The 14,035-nt window shown below is 52.7% G+C and carries 13 protein-coding genes and 1 pseudogene; 9 read left to right on the top strand and 5 right to left on the bottom strand.

Features of this window, described 5'->3' with window-relative positions; genetic code table 11:
• The 7 genes and pseudogenes from V3C63_RS05240 to V3C63_RS05200 form a co-directional block, all read left to right on the top strand.
• Positions 1-387: pseudogene (locus V3C63_RS05240) on the top strand (relaxase/mobilization nuclease domain-containing protein); the annotation flags it as partial.
• 56 nt (positions 388-443) lie between these two features.
• Positions 444-758 (top strand): transposase, encoded by a 315-nt coding sequence (locus V3C63_RS05235; RefSeq protein ID WP_329886753.1) that lies wholly within the window; start codon positions 444-446, stop codon positions 756-758.
• 280 nt (positions 759-1,038) lie between these two features.
• The gene (locus tag V3C63_RS05225) at positions 1,039-1,290 is read left to right on the top strand and encodes an alpha/beta hydrolase (RefSeq protein ID WP_329886752.1); all 252 of its coding nucleotides are present in this window, start codon (positions 1,039-1,041) and stop codon (positions 1,288-1,290) included.
• A 210-nt stretch (positions 1,291-1,500) separates the two neighbouring features.
• The gene (locus tag V3C63_RS05220; RefSeq protein ID WP_329886751.1) at positions 1,501-2,202 is read left to right on the top strand and encodes a helix-turn-helix domain-containing protein; all 702 of its coding nucleotides are present in this window, start codon (positions 1,501-1,503) and stop codon (positions 2,200-2,202) included.
• Positions 2,203-2,467: 265 nt separating this feature from the next.
• Entirely contained in the window at positions 2,468-2,701 is a 234-nt protein-coding gene (locus V3C63_RS11780) for a hypothetical protein (protein WP_425355351.1), read from the top strand.
• A gap of 190 nt (positions 2,702-2,891) precedes the next feature.
• A complete protein-coding gene (locus V3C63_RS05205; RefSeq protein ID WP_329886750.1) occupies positions 2,892-3,335 on the top strand; it encodes a helix-turn-helix domain-containing protein in 444 nt (147 codons plus the stop codon).
• 381 nt (positions 3,336-3,716) lie between these two features.
• On the top strand, positions 3,717-5,105 hold the full coding sequence (locus V3C63_RS05200) for an InlB B-repeat-containing protein (RefSeq protein ID WP_329886748.1): 1,389 nt from the start codon (positions 3,717-3,719) through the stop codon (positions 5,103-5,105).
• Between the two features lie 154 nt (positions 5,106-5,259).
• Here V3C63_RS05200 and V3C63_RS05195 read toward each other — a convergent pair whose 3' ends face one another.
• The gene (locus tag V3C63_RS05195) at positions 5,260-6,099 is read right to left on the bottom strand and encodes an undecaprenyl-diphosphate phosphatase (RefSeq protein WP_329886747.1); all 840 of its coding nucleotides are present in this window, start codon (positions 6,097-6,099) and stop codon (positions 5,260-5,262) included.
• 109 nt (positions 6,100-6,208) lie between these two features.
• On the opposite strand from V3C63_RS05195, the gene V3C63_RS05190 reads away from it, so the two are divergent.
• Both V3C63_RS05190 and V3C63_RS05185 read left to right on the top strand, forming a co-directional pair.
• Entirely contained in the window at positions 6,209-7,171 is a 963-nt protein-coding gene (locus tag V3C63_RS05190) for an HPP family protein (protein ID WP_329886746.1), read from the top strand.
• Between the two features lie 87 nt (positions 7,172-7,258).
• Positions 7,259-8,887 carry an N-acetylmuramoyl-L-alanine amidase gene (locus V3C63_RS05185; RefSeq protein ID WP_329886745.1) on the top strand — a complete coding sequence of 543 codons (1,629 nt, stop codon included), beginning with the start codon at positions 7,259-7,261 and terminating at the stop codon, positions 8,885-8,887.
• 132 nt (positions 8,888-9,019) lie between these two features.
• On the opposite strand, the gene V3C63_RS05180 is transcribed toward V3C63_RS05185, so the two are convergent.
• The 4 genes from V3C63_RS05180 to V3C63_RS05165 all read right to left on the bottom strand — a co-directional run bounded on the left by V3C63_RS05180 (position 9,020) and on the right by V3C63_RS05165 (position 14,019).
• Positions 9,020-10,210 (bottom strand): hypothetical protein, encoded by a 1,191-nt coding sequence (locus tag V3C63_RS05180; protein WP_329886744.1) that lies wholly within the window; start codon positions 10,208-10,210, stop codon positions 9,020-9,022.
• Between the two features lie 144 nt (positions 10,211-10,354).
• The gene (locus V3C63_RS05175; protein ID WP_329886743.1) at positions 10,355-10,759 is read right to left on the bottom strand and encodes a type I phosphoribosyltransferase; all 405 of its coding nucleotides are present in this window, start codon (positions 10,757-10,759) and stop codon (positions 10,355-10,357) included.
• Positions 10,760-11,013: 254 nt separating this feature from the next.
• Positions 11,014-12,723, bottom strand: coding sequence for an acyl-CoA dehydratase activase (locus V3C63_RS05170; RefSeq protein WP_329886742.1), 1,710 nt, complete (start codon positions 12,721-12,723; stop codon positions 11,014-11,016).
• 42 nt (positions 12,724-12,765) lie between these two features.
• Positions 12,766-14,019 carry a 2-hydroxyacyl-CoA dehydratase subunit D gene (locus V3C63_RS05165; protein WP_329886741.1) on the bottom strand — a complete coding sequence of 418 codons (1,254 nt, stop codon included), beginning with the start codon at positions 14,017-14,019 and terminating at the stop codon, positions 12,766-12,768.
• Positions 14,020-14,035 lie beyond the last annotated feature (16 nt).

Here is a 14,035-nt window from a genome sequence, read left to right as displayed (position 1 = left end):
TCCTTTGAACCGGGAGAGGTCAGCTTTGAAAAAGCACATGAGATCGGAAAGCAGCTTGCGGACGCAGTCACGAAAGGACAGTATGAATATGTCCTTACCACTCATATTGATAAAGGGCATGTCCATAATCACATCATTTTTTGTGCCGTCAATTTCGTGGATTATCATAAATATAATTCCAATAAAAGAAGCTACTACGGGATTAGAAATATTAGCGACTGTTTATGCTATGAAAACGGCTTATCGGTCATTACTCCGGAAAAAGGACGCAAAGGAAAAAGCTATATTGAGTATCAGACGGAAAAGACAGGTACAAGCCGGAAAGGAAAACTGAAAGAAGCAGTTGAAGTTCTGATTCCTCAGGTAAAGGATTTTGAAGATCTGGTGTTGTATCATAAAACTTGACACATCTCTTACACGGAATTATAAGAAAACAAGAGGAGATGGAGATCAAAATGGCACAGAAAAAAGTTTACGACAAAGAGTTCAAGATCCAGGCTGTAAAGCTCGGCCGGGAAATCGGCTTCAGCAAAGCGGCCAAGGAGCTCGGCATCAACGTGGACACGCCCTGCGAATGGAGCAAGGCGGGCAACGAGGGACGATTGGATCTCGGTCTTGGTACACACCCCCCTGAGACGGCTATGAGCCTTACAGAGGAGGTACAGAAGCTCCGCCGGCAGAACCGTGATTTGGCAAAGGAGAACGTTCGCCTCAAAGCGGAAGCCAGTATACCAGCGCCATCTATCGTGCCGAACTGAGCCGTTGCGGCATCGTACAGAGCATGAACAGCGATGGCGGCAGATGTCATGACAATGCACGCTGTGAGGCGATGTGGGCGAGAATGAAGGAGGAACTCCTCGATGGTCGGTGCAACACGAAGCGGATGACGATCGACGAACTCAAAACCCTGATCTGGCGATATTTCATTATCTATTGAAACCACAGACGGATAGGTTCAGCTAATGGCGGCCTTCCGCCTATGATCATGTTGAAGACGCTGATGGAAGCGCCGCTGCCGTGAGAAAGGATGGGCAATCAATGATCGGGATATATCTGAGTGGAACAGGCAACACGAAGCATTGTGCTGAGAAGATAGACGTCCCCGTGCTTTTTATTGTCGGCAAATATGACTGCACCTGCTGTGCTTCCCTGCAGCAGGCATGCCATGATTTGATTGCGGCGCCGCAAAAGGGAATTTTTGTTTTTGAAAAGTCTGCACACAGTCCGATTTATGAGGAATATGATGAAGGGAAACGCGTGCTGGCCGAGATCAAACGCAGAGTTCAATAGGCCCCGAGGCGTGAAGGCGTCGTGGAAAAAGTATGACGCTGCCCCCCCAATTTTGACGCGCTGATCCAAAGAGGCAACGTGACAGCAGTATGGTTTTGTTTATTTTGTGCGGACAGATTTGTCCGGCGCGCTCAATACGGCAATTTCTCGCTTTTTGTCGTGTCCTTTCGCCCCGCGCTGCCGTATACTGACCGCAAAAGGAGGATGGGAATGGATCAACAGAAAATTGGCTTATTTCTGAAAGCGCTGCGCAATGGCCGAAATATGACGCAGGAACAGGCGGCAGAACAGTTTCATGTTTCGTCCAGAACGGTGTCACGCTGGGAAAACGGGGTCAATATGCCGGACCTCAGCATTCTGGCGGAACTTGCGGCGTTTTATGAAGTGAGCATTCCGGAAATCGTAGAGGGAGAAAGGAAAAGCGAGAAGATGCATGAAGAAGCGAAAGAAACAGCCGTAAAAATGGCCGAATATGGCAAACAGGAAGTAAACGTGAAAAAAGGTGTGACGATCGGCGCGATGCTGAGCATCTTCGGCCTCTCGGTCATCGTGTCTGCATTGGCGGTTTTTCCGCGCGACAGCAGCTGGGGCAGTATTTATGCCGTACTCGGAGGAGGACTGCTATTGGCAGGTGCCGGTATGCTCTTAAAGAGAATCGTCAAAGGCTTCGGGAAAAGAGTGCTTTGTCTGGCGGGAATCGCCGTTTTTCTGGCGGCGGGTTTTCTTTTGACGGATTACGTAGGGGTTGTGTCTTATCATCAGCCTCCGAGATTCTGCTATGAAAGGGAATATATTGCCGGAAGCTGGAACGAAAAAGTTAAAGAAGTGATTATCTATAAGACGCCCTTTTACAATGTCATACGGCATAACCCGAACGATGGCGACGAATCCTATGAGATACAAAAACGCTGATATGGATAAGAATGCCGGTCGGACAAGCTGCACATCAAAAAAGTGTCTTGACCTGTTTTTGATGGTTCGGTGCAAAGCAGGCAAAATGAGAGGCTTCACAGTTCTCTCTTGCCATTTAGAAAGTCAACGGTGCCGTAAAAACGTATGAGAATATCGGGGGTTAAGATCGTGAGCGAGAAGACCGAGGAATAGAGGATGGCTTTGAGTGATGGATAACGTTTTGATCAAAAATATAGATAAACTGCACACGACAAGGATGGGCGCAATGCGCATCATAAAAAATCTCGGGCTTCCGGAAATAGATGCCGCCGCCCGGTGCCGGTCAAAGATGCTCGGCGGTTATCGGGAAGCGGGGCAAAAACTGGTATGTCCATGGCGACGGCTGCATGATCACGGTGAATGCAAGCAGCTATGCGATGATTACGGCACATCGGGCGTGATGGCATCAGGCAGGGATGATCTGGGTGATGGCGCTTATCGGATGACGGTGGGAGAATAAATCCTTGATGATCAAAGGAGCGGCGGCACTGCGATGATCGTACCGTCACCAGCCACGATGGCCAAAGCGGACAGAAGGCTTGCGCATAATGGCGCAGAAGCAATGAGACCGCAACAGCCGGTTGCTTGTTTTGGCGTCGTGGGGAAATCATAATAGAAATATATCCATGTATTCTGAAAGGAGCCGCTTTATGGAAATCAAAGAGATCCTCAGAAATCTGCGGGAGAAGCATCAGCTGACGCAGGATCAGCTGGCAGAGCGCGTGATGGTCACCCGGCAGGCTGTCAGCCGCTGGGAGACCGGGGAAACACAGCCGAACACGGAAACGCTTAAGCTATTGTCGAAAGCATTGGATGTATCGATCAATACGCTGCTCGACAGTCCGAGACAGCTCGTTTGTCAGTGCTGCGGAATGCCGTTGTCCGAAGACGGCGTGATCAGCAAAGAGCCGGACGGCAGTTTTAACGAGGGCCATTGCAAATGGTGTTATGCAGATGGCCGATTTGCGTATGCATCCAGGGATTCTCTTTTAAATTATCTGGTTGGCCATATGCCGAATCCGGATCATATCGCGGATGCCGAAAGACGCGTTCAGTTTGATGAGTACCTTTCGCAGTTAAAACATCGGCAATAACAGACCAGGACGCACCAAGGCTTCTCGCGGCCATTACGGCGGCGGGAAGTCTTGTTTTATGCTTGGATGTCGGTGATGGTGAAGCCGGTCATCGATGCGTGGCGGCGAACAGGGATGGTCAGGATTCAAACAAATGCGACGCGGCTGATTGCATGCTTTGGCAATCGAAAATCAGATTTTATTTTACAGTTTGCGATGCCATCGTATTCCGAAAATATGGGCGACGATTGCGTATGAAATAATCATGCGATATATTTTGGAAAGATCCGGCGCTGGCAGCTGAAAAATGCAGGAAGCGGCATAAAAATGATAGATTTTAAATCGTGCATTGTGTTCAAGTGTATGTTAAAATAATCTTAAAAAAAGATTAGAGGTGTTTTGATGATAAAATTGGAGAAACGGATAGGAGCAATGGTCGCGGCCATGGCCATTGTTTTGGCAATGCTGATAGGCCTTGCGGCTTCTTCCGGGATGCAGCCGGTTAGGGCGGCGGGCTGGCAGGAGCAGCTGCTTAAATTGAATGCTTATATGAAGATGACGGCCATTTTTGAGAAATATAACAAGCCCCAGAATGTGATTAAGGGGGATATCCTCATTAAAGAGGCTGACGGCAGCTACGATACGGAAAGCAATGCCGTTTATCCGGTAGCGGCCGACGGCACATACACCCTTGGCTTAAAGCTGGATGTGAGCGGCATTAAGAAGAATTTGGAAAGCATTAAGCAGGAAATTTCAAACGATACGGCTGTAAAGACATATTTGAACTATATGGGCAATGGCGGCTTGGATGTTGTCGGCATAAAAAATCTAAAGAGCCAGCTTGTCGCCGAGGTAACCATCCCGGATGGCATTGATGTATCTGGGAAGGAACTGGCGAACAGCTTAAAAAATCTGCAGCTGCGGGATAATTTCGGATCGGCCGCGGTGAATAAAAACGCATCGGTTCATATCGACAATACCGATGTGAAGGACTATGACCTGTCGGGCTATGTTTTCAAGGTGAGCAAGGCGGAATTGAGCGGCGATCAGAAAAAGATCACCATCACCATGGACCTTCAAACGCCGAAAAATTATAAGGGCCAATCCTATGGTGATGTCTCCCAGTTTAATTTCGGCTGTCTGTATGCCGTGGTGACCGGCATGCCGGATATTTATACACTGGAAATTCCAGGGGTGAAGGTCAATGATAACAAGGCCATCAAGCAGATGACGATCAAGGGCAGCATGGGAAGTCAGACCACGGAATCGTCGTGCTATATGAGCTGCGGACTGAGTTACAGCGCTGGGGTTCCGGTCAGAATGAATTGGTATGCGACACAGCTTGACGGCGGGCAGGACGCGGTTAATGCGAACGGGATATCGCTGACGGTCGCCCGTCAAGCCAAACTGGCATATAACGCCAATGGCGGATCCGGCAATATGGAGACCATTAAGGGGCTCATGGGCAAAGGGCTTCAAGTTGCAGCGAATGGGTTTAAACGAGACGGTTACCGCTTCACGGGCTGGAATACCAAAGCCGACGGCAGCGGGACGGATTATCGGCCTGGGAATTCTCTTACATTAAACGAGGATACGGTTTTGTTTGCGCAGTGGAAGAAGGTCCGTTCAAATGCGGGGACGACAAGAAAACCGATAACCAAGCGTTTAGCCGATCAAGGACCGGGCACCGGAGACGCATCCGAAATACCTTTTTACACGGGACTTGGGATTTCATCCCTGGCTGTGCTCGCGTTAATCATTGCGGCGAATAAACGACGTTGCACAAAGTAAAACCATACACTAATAAAACGCGCCTTCGGGTGCGTTTTTGTGTGAGGCATTTGTGCCGAAGCCCTTCACGGCGGACGGGAAGGTGAATATTTTTTAGCGAAAATAAAAAACACGGCCGAAGCCGCGCTTAAAAAATGTTAAAATGAAAGATAGCTTATCCGGCGATTAAGAAGAAGCCGAGGACAATGATCCCCAGCACGATGCGATACCAGCCGAAAGCCTTGAAGTCGTGCTGCTTGATGTATTGCATCAGGAATCGGATGGCGAAAATCGAAACGGCAAAGGCCACGATCATGCCAATGAGCAGGATGCCCAGTTCGCCGCTGGCAAAGTGATGGAACTTGAGCAGCTTGATCAGCGAGCCGCCAAACATCGCCGGAATAGCCAGAAAGAACGTGAACTCTGCGGCGGCAGTGCGGGAGATGCCGATGAGCAGGGCACCGACGATGGTTGCGCCGGAGCGGGACGTCCCAGGAAAGACGGCGGCGATGAGCTGGAAGAGTCCGATGATAATGGCGTCGCGATAGGTGAACTCAGCAATATCGGTTTTGGCCGGTCTTGCGCCGCGGTTGCGATTTTCGATGAGGATGAACGCGATCCCGAAGAGGATCAGCATTGCGGCGACGGTCCAGTAATTATAAAAAAGGGATTCAAAGAAATCGTCGAAGGGCACGCCGATCACCGCGGCGGGAATGGTCGCGACGATAATCTTCAGCCACATGGTGATGGTTTCCCGATCGACGACCAGCTGACCCTCCGGGTCCCTCGTGGTGCGCCGGCGGCGCAGCGGCCAGAGCTTTCGCCAGTAAAGGACGACCACGGCGAGAATGGCGCCCAGCTGGATCACCACCAGATACATGGCGAGGAAAGACGGGCGGACATTGAGCTTGCAGATGGCGTTGAGCAAAATCATGTGACCGGTGCTGGAGATGGGCAGCCATTCTGTGATCCCCTCCACGATGCCGAAGATAATGGATTTAATGATGTTGAGCATAAAAAGATCCTTTCAAAAAATGAATGCCTTTATTATAGCATAAAAGCGGTGCGGCCTCGGCTGCATTCAGTTAAAAGTAAGAAAGCCGGACGATTGGAGGAGACAGACAATGCGCAAAGCAATACCGGAAGGACAATGGATTCGCCATTATTGGCAGACGGATGTGATGGCAGTGGCCGTTGTTGCCGGGATGGTGGCCGCGGCAGAGGCCCTTCGCCAGCCGGAGGTGATCTTTCCGGAGATCGCCGCGCTGACCATCGGCGGTTGGGTGGCGGCGAGCCAGCCCTGGATCGTCGGACGCAAAAAACAATGCGCCCTGATGGCGGTGGTGAGCATCCTGGGGATTCTGTTGGTGCGGTTTTCACCGCTGCCGATGCTGGCGAATGTCGCTTTGGCCTTCGGGGCGATCGCCGGGCTGCTGCTCGCCCTGCACGTTACCTTTTATCCGGCGTTTTCGGCGGGGATCCTGCCGATATTGCTGGGCGTGCGCACCTGGGTGTATCCGCTTTCGGTGACGGCGCTGGTCTTACTGGTGGCGTTGGGGCAATGGTGTTTTGAAAAAGCGGGGATGCGCAGACCGCTGATGCAGAGGCTGTGGCATTATGATGCGCGGCGTCAATGGCCGCGTTTCGGGGGCATTTTGATGGCCGTGATCCTTTTGGGCATCATCGGCCGACGGCTGCACGCGTCGATGCTCATCGCGCCGCCGCTTATCGTGGGCGCGGCCGAAATTGCCGATCCGGAGAGCCCGGCAGGCGCGCGGATGGCCGTGTGTTGGGCGGTCGTGGCGATTTGCGCTGTGCTGGGCGCCGGCTGCCGTACGGTTTTTATGATTGCTGGCGGTCTGCCGGGGTGGGTAGCCGCCGGAGCGGCGCTGTTTTTAGTGCTCATGGTTGCCCGCCGGGCGCGGCTTTATTTTCCTCCGGCGGGGGCCGTGGCCTTGCTGCCGTTTTTGCTTCCCGCATCTGTTCTGCGGCTTTATCCGCTCGAGGTGGCGGCGGGGTTTGCCCTTCTCGGCGGAGCGGCGATGGGGATTCGGCAGCTTCAGAGCGAACGGCGGCCGACGATTTAAATTAAAAATGAAAACGTCTTGAGAATGCGGCGCCGATTTTTTATAATAATTAGAGAAGGAGATGGAACGATTTCCGGGAGGTTGAAGATGAAACAACAATGGGCAAAGGTGCTGATGGGAACATTGTTTTTGATGATGCTCAGCGTGTTTGGGGTTGTGATGCCTTCGGCTTTTGCGGCCGGCGGTCCGGTTGGCGTGCGCTACCGCACGCATATTCAAAATACGGGCGACCAGGGATGGCGGCAGGACGGCGAGACGTCGGGAACTGTCGGAGAAAGCAAACGCCTTGAAGGCATTTGGATCGAGACGACGGGAGAGGCGGCCGGCAGGGTCGAATACCGCACCCATATTCAAAACATGGGATGGGAATCCGGCTGGACACCGGCGGGCAGCATGAGCGGTACAAGCGGGCGTGCCCTGCGGCTCGAAGCGATTCAGATCAGGCTGACCGGTGGTTTGCAGCAGAAATACAATATCTATTATCGCGTTCACGCTCAAAATTTCGGGTGGCTCGGCTGGGCGAAAAATGGAGAGAGTGCAGGGACGGCAGGCTACAGTTATCGTTTGGAGGCGATTCAGATCAGGATGGTTTCCAGTGGAGAACCGGCGCCGGGAGACACGGCGAATGCCTTCCGCGAACCTCTGGTGTCATATCAAACGCATGTGCAAAATATCGGCTGGCAGGGCTGGCAGATCGACGGGGCCACGGCCGGGACTTCCGGACAAGCCAAACGCATGGAGGCCATCCGGATCAAGTCGCGTTTGGGAACGGGCATTGGGTACCGGGTGCATGTTCAGAATATTGGCTGGCAGGGGCTGCAATCGGACGGGGCCATGGCCGGAACCAGCGGCCGCGGTCTGCAGCTTGAGGCGATCGCCGTTCATTTGCGTGGAGAGATGGCGGCGAAATATGATGTGTATTACCGCGTGCACGCCCAGCATTTTGGCTGGATGGGCTGGGCCAAAAACGGCGGCAGCGCAGGCACCGAGGGTTTTGCCTTTAGACTGGAGGCTATCCAGATTAAGTTTTTGCCCAAGAACAGTCCCGCACCGGGGAGCAGTACCGGCGCTTTTAGAAAAGCGAAAAAAATTGTTGTGCTTGATCCGGGACATTCGGCCGTGATGCCGTCGGGAACGGAGCCGATTGGCCCCGGCTCTAAAACGCGCAAAGCCAAAGATACCATTGGGACTCGGGGGAGAGCCACCGGCGTCATGGAATACGCGTTCATGATGAATTTGGCCAATAAACTCAAACCGGAACTGGAAAATCGCGGCTATCGTGTGATTCTGACGCGGGACAACAATCGGGTGGCGATCAGCTGCGCGCAGAGAGCACAGATTGCGAATAATGCCCATGCGGCAGCCTTTATCCGCCTGCATGCCAATGGCTCGTTCAGTTCTTCGCCCAGCGGGGCGATGACCATTTGCATCACACGGCGCAATCCCTATACGGCGGCAACCTACCAACGATCGAGGGCGTTGTCGCAAATATTACTGAATGCTTATTGCCGGACGACGGGGGCGAAGAATGGCGGGGTTACCGAGGAAGATAATATGACGGGCAATAATTGGGCCAAGGTGCCAACGACCCTCATTGAAGTGGGCTACATGACCAATCTCCGAGAGGATCGGCTCATGCAGACAAGCGCCTATCAAGCCAAGATGGTGAAAGGAATTGCCGACGGGCTGGATGCATATTTCAAGGAGAATCCCTAAGTCGATGAGAAAAGAAGGATAGCGATGGTTTGAACGGGGAAGCGCGTAAAAAAGCCGGACATTATGTCCGGCTTTTTTGTATAAGATATAAAACATATTGCTTGAAATGATTTGACAGATATTTAATTTTTTTCATTTTTGTGAATCATCGATATAAACATTCTTATCATCAAAAAGTAAAGTTGTTGGTTGATTATGTAGGACATTGAGGGTTTGGAGTTTATCGACAAATATTTCGACATCTTTATTATGATTATTTTGAAAAGAAGTCATGGTTTTTATTGTATTATCCTTCCCTAATTGATCGAGTTGTTCACCGACAGAAGCCAACATTTCGTCTATGGGACCTTGATTGAAAAAAGTATTTTTAGCAATCATTTTAGCTGCTTTTTTATTGAAGTGGGCTGCGCCAGAAAGGAAAGAGGATTCAACGGAAGAATTGGCATAAGATTCCAGTTTAGTGTAACATTTTTCATAATCTTCACCGTATTGTTTTTCATACGATTGAATATTGTCAACAATATGATTCAAATAGCCTGCATCAAAATTTTCTAATAAGAGCGTTTCGACAAAAGCGGAAAAGGCATAAAGATACATGACCATGCGGTAGTATTTGAAGCATTCCTGCAATTTTGAGGATCGTTCATCTAAATCCCGATTGAAATGCAACCATTGTTTTTTGTCATTAAGCGTTTGGATTTGATTGCGATAAAAAGCTATATTTTTCTTGGCATCTCTTTTGACGTCTTGGACGACAATCAATTTGGTGGTGATGAATTTTTCACTTTGCCAATTGTAGCGATAGCCGGTTAATATGCTGTTGAGATTATCTAAGTCTGTTTGAATTTGTGCGACTTGAAGTCCGCGCAAATAATCCAAGATTTCTCGTTGTGTTTCCTGAATAGCATTTAATTTTTGATCAATGCTGATAAGTGCAAGTCCCATAAAAAGCATGGTAGGATTATAAACCATCGGAAATACGTTTGAAGTGGCGGCAGGTTTTAACCTGGCCAACCCATTGACACCATGGCCGGGATTGATTACGTTACCCAAAAAGCCACTGCCGTCTTTTGCACGAGCCAAGGCACCGGCTTTCCCATTAAAAGTGACACGATAAAGCCCTTCTCCACCAATTGCGGCATTGCCGACTGCCTGCCGTGCTGCTTGGAAAGAAGTGATGAGTGGCGAAAAAGCGGTGCCGAGAGCAGCGATTTGTGTCAGTGGAATTTTTTGATAATGAAGTTTTGTATCCGCTGGAATATCAGGCACATAGGTAACTTCGGCTGAAGCTTGAATAAATTTTTGAGTAGCGTTGTCAATCATAATGGTTTCTCCCATAAAATTATAAATATTGAAAAAAGAATACCATAACTTCAAGCTGAAGTAAAAGGTTTTCAAAAGGACATACAGAAATTATTTTTAATATGGTTGCAATAATTGATATTCGCTGTGGATAATCTTATTCTTCTAAAAAGACGACGCCGTCATTGGTGAAGTGGTCGATTCTGGCCAGAGAATACACGTCGTAGCCCAGACTGCGGAAGCGCTCGCCCCCGCCCTGGAAAGCCTTTTCGATGGCGATGGCGACGCCGCAGCGGCGTCGGCCTGAGCGCATAAATCCAGCATGCCGGAAAGGGCCTGGCCCACCGCGAGAAAATCGTCGATGATGAGCACGCGGTCATCGGCGTTTAAAAAACGGCGGTCAATGCGAATGTCGTAAAATTTTTTCTTTGTGAAGGAAAAAATTCGACGGGTATAAGCATCGCTGGTCAAGGCGACGGAAGTTGTCTTCTTGGCGAAAACCATCGGCACGCAGAGGGGCTGGGCTGTGGTGAGCGCCGTCACGATGCCGGACACTCCGAGGGTGAGCACCCGGGGCGGGATCCACCAGGTGATTTAAAAAGCGGTCCACCTTGAGGATGTCGCCGGGGCGGTTAATAAAAACCATGTTCATAATGAAAGCAGTCGAGATCAGGGCGTATCGGCAAGGTCGATGGCCGCGGGACTGCAAAACCGCGATGCCAAAGGCAGCCGATGGCATCGGTCTCTGATCGGTTTGGGCGTCCGATAGATTTTCAAGCGTCGACGCCGGCGCGCGTGCATTTTCAGGGAGAAAAGCGCGGTCGTTACTGCAGGCTCTCCCATCCGAAGAGGGCGGCGCCCAGCGCGCCGATGATTTCCGGCTCGTCGGCGATGAAGAGCGGCTCGCCCAGTTTTTTCTCCAGCACGGCCACCATGCCGGGGTTTTTGGCGACGCCGCCGGTCATCATGATGGTGGGCTCGATGCCGACCTTCTTCATCAGGCCGAGGGCCTTGCCGGCAATCGCCGCGTGCACCCCGTGGGCGATGTCGGCCTTCTCTTTGTTTTGGGCGATCAGCGAGATCACCTCCGATTCGGCAAAGACCGAGCACATGGACGCGATGCGGATATCCTCGCGCCAGTGCCGGGAGATAGCGCCGAGCTCGTCCAGGCTGACCTCCAGGGTGCGGGCCATCATTTCGAGAAAGCGCCCGGTGCCGGCGGCGCATTTGTCGTTCATTGCGAAATCGATCACCTCGCCGGCAGCGCTTAGGTGAATGGCCTTGCTGTCCTGACCGCCGATGTCGAGAATGGTGCGAACGGCCGGATTCACATAATGCGCGCCCTTGCCGTGGCAGCTGATCTCGGTGACGTTTTGATCGGCAAAGGGAAGACTGACCCGGCCGTAGCCCGTGGCGACGATCAGCGCGAGGTCTTCCCGAGCAAGGTTCGCCTTGGCCAGCACATTGCCGAGGGCGCGCTCGGCAGAGGCGATGGATTTGGCGCCGGTGCGCACCACATCAAAAGCGATGCACTGCTTGTTTTGGTTCAGGACGACGGCGTTGGTGGAGGTGGAGCCGCTGTCGATGCCGACGATCATCATGGGTTTGTCCTTTCTGAATGCGGGACGCCGGTGCGCCGCGCGCATCAGCCCCTTTTTGGCGCGAAGCTCTTCGATAAAGGCTTCGATGCGGGTTTTGATCTGACCGAAGCTTTGGCGGGTCAGATCCGTTTCGACCCGCAGCACCGGCAGATCGCCCCGGGCCTTGAGTTCGGCGAATTCATAGGCGTATTGATCGCAAAACTGCACGGTGTGATAGACCAGGCCGTCGAGCCGGTCCGAGAAGCCATCGAGATAGTCAAAGCGATTGGCGGCGCTGACCATGCGCATGCAGGGAAACTGGCAAAGGATCTGCTCGAGATAGCCGCGCAGATCCGCCGGGGCAAAACGGCGGTCGAGACCGTTGCAGGTCACGTTGAACAGCACCTCGGCGCCGCCCGCCTTGAGGAGTTCTGCGACGGCGTCATTGGCCCGGGCCCCGATGAGGCCGACGCGAATGCGATTCGGATCAGCATTGGAGGTGGGGGCTGCTGCCGGCGTTTCGGGCTGGGCCTCAAGATAACGGCGCAGGGCCGCCTCGGTTTCGGTCTTGTCGAAGGGACGGCCGGTAAAGGCGGCATAGGCATGCATCAGGTCAAGCACGTGCTCTTCGTAAAGGCCGACGGCAAAGTTGTTGACTTTTCGGGGAACATCGAGAAGGTAAAAGAATTTATCCGGGTATTGGGCGCGCAGGGCATCAGCCAGACGCCGGACGGAGTCGCAGCAGGCGGTGAGCACCAGGCCTTCGAGCTCGGGGGTGACCGTTACCGCGTCGGCAAAGGTTTCGAGCACGCCCTTCACATAGGAGCAGACATTGGGGTGCATCAGGCTGTCGGCTCGGTTGAAATGAGCGACGTCGGGATCGACGCGCTGCATAGGCGCGCCCATCGCTTCAAAAAGCTCTACAGGAGTATATTTGCAAAGATAACCTAACATGGTTGCCTCGATTCTGAACGGCGATCGCATCGCGATCGCGGTTTACAACATTTCGAAAAAGGCTTCGAGCCGGGTCTTGATCTGGCCGTCGTGGCTGTTGCGCCGATCGATGCCGTCGCCGTCGATCACCAGGGTGGGGATGCCTCCGGCTTTAAACGCCTCCTTCATCAGGCCCGCGCCGCCGGCCATTTGCTTGCAGCCCCAGTGGCAGAATTCGATCACGCCGTCGGCGCCAGTCTTGGCGATGAGCGCCTTTTCCGCCGCGATGCGCCGCTCGATGGGCCCGACGAAGATGTTGCCGAGCATTTTTTGAGCCAGGGATTCCAGCGGATGGGCCGGATCCAGCGGGCGGTTATAATCCAGATTCATGTCGCAGGCCTGGATCTGGTAATCCCGGCTGAGGTTGAAATAACCTTTGAGGGTTTCCTGATAAAAGGGCAGCAGGTGGATCCAGAAGATGGTCTTGCCGCTAAAGGCCGGCCGGTTAGCCACATCCCGCTCGAGGTCCTCGTAAAAGCGCAGGATCTCGGGGGTGCCGATGGCCAGATGGCTCGCAAAGAGATTAAACATCTGGATCGTCAATGTCGAAGGATAATAGCGGCCGCGCTGGGCAGCGAGAAAGCGATCATAGGCCGCGAAGGAGCGGTTTTCCCGGTCGAGGGCCGCCTGCAGCGCCGTCTTGTTAAAGGGGCGATGGCAAATCTCTTCCAGCTCGACGATGAAATGACGCAACTGCTCGACCACATAGGCGATGGCCATCGGCGAGGTTTCGTTGGGAATGTCGAGAATCGTCAGGGGGACGCGGCAGGCAGTTGCAGCTCGGCGAAAGGTCTGCACGTTGCCGTCGCAGACGGTGGAGGTGGTCACCGCGGCGGCGGGCGGCGGCATCAGGCCGCTGTCCACCGCGCCGATAAAGCATTTGTGATAGGAGCACAGCGTCGGCGCCATGCCGTCGGCTTCGCTTTGGCCAATGAACCAATCTTCGATGCCGAAGCCCCCGAGAAAAGAAGCCATCATCTCGATGGACAGACAATTGATGTCGAAATTCTGCAGGATCTCCACCGGGGTGAAGAGATTCACCCAGGCCGTGTTCTCCGGATGCTCCAGCGCGTCGAGCATGCTCTTCAGCGCGAGCACGTTAAGATCCGCATAAGGGCGGGGGAGCGCCTTGTCGGCAAAATGCTTTTTCATAAAAGTTTCGTAGTGCAGGCCGATATCGATCAGGCGGCGGCCAGCGGCCGGGCTGTCGGCTATCTTTTTTTTGATGAGATCGCCGTAGCGTTTGATGATGTCCATGGAGTTCCCGATTCCT

Origin of the sequence: Pseudoramibacter faecis (assembly GCF_036289405.1) — a bacterium.
Lineage (GTDB): Bacteria > Bacillota > Clostridia > Eubacteriales > Eubacteriaceae > Pseudoramibacter > Pseudoramibacter faecis.
This window is presented reverse-complemented; position numbering and strand designations above follow the sequence as displayed.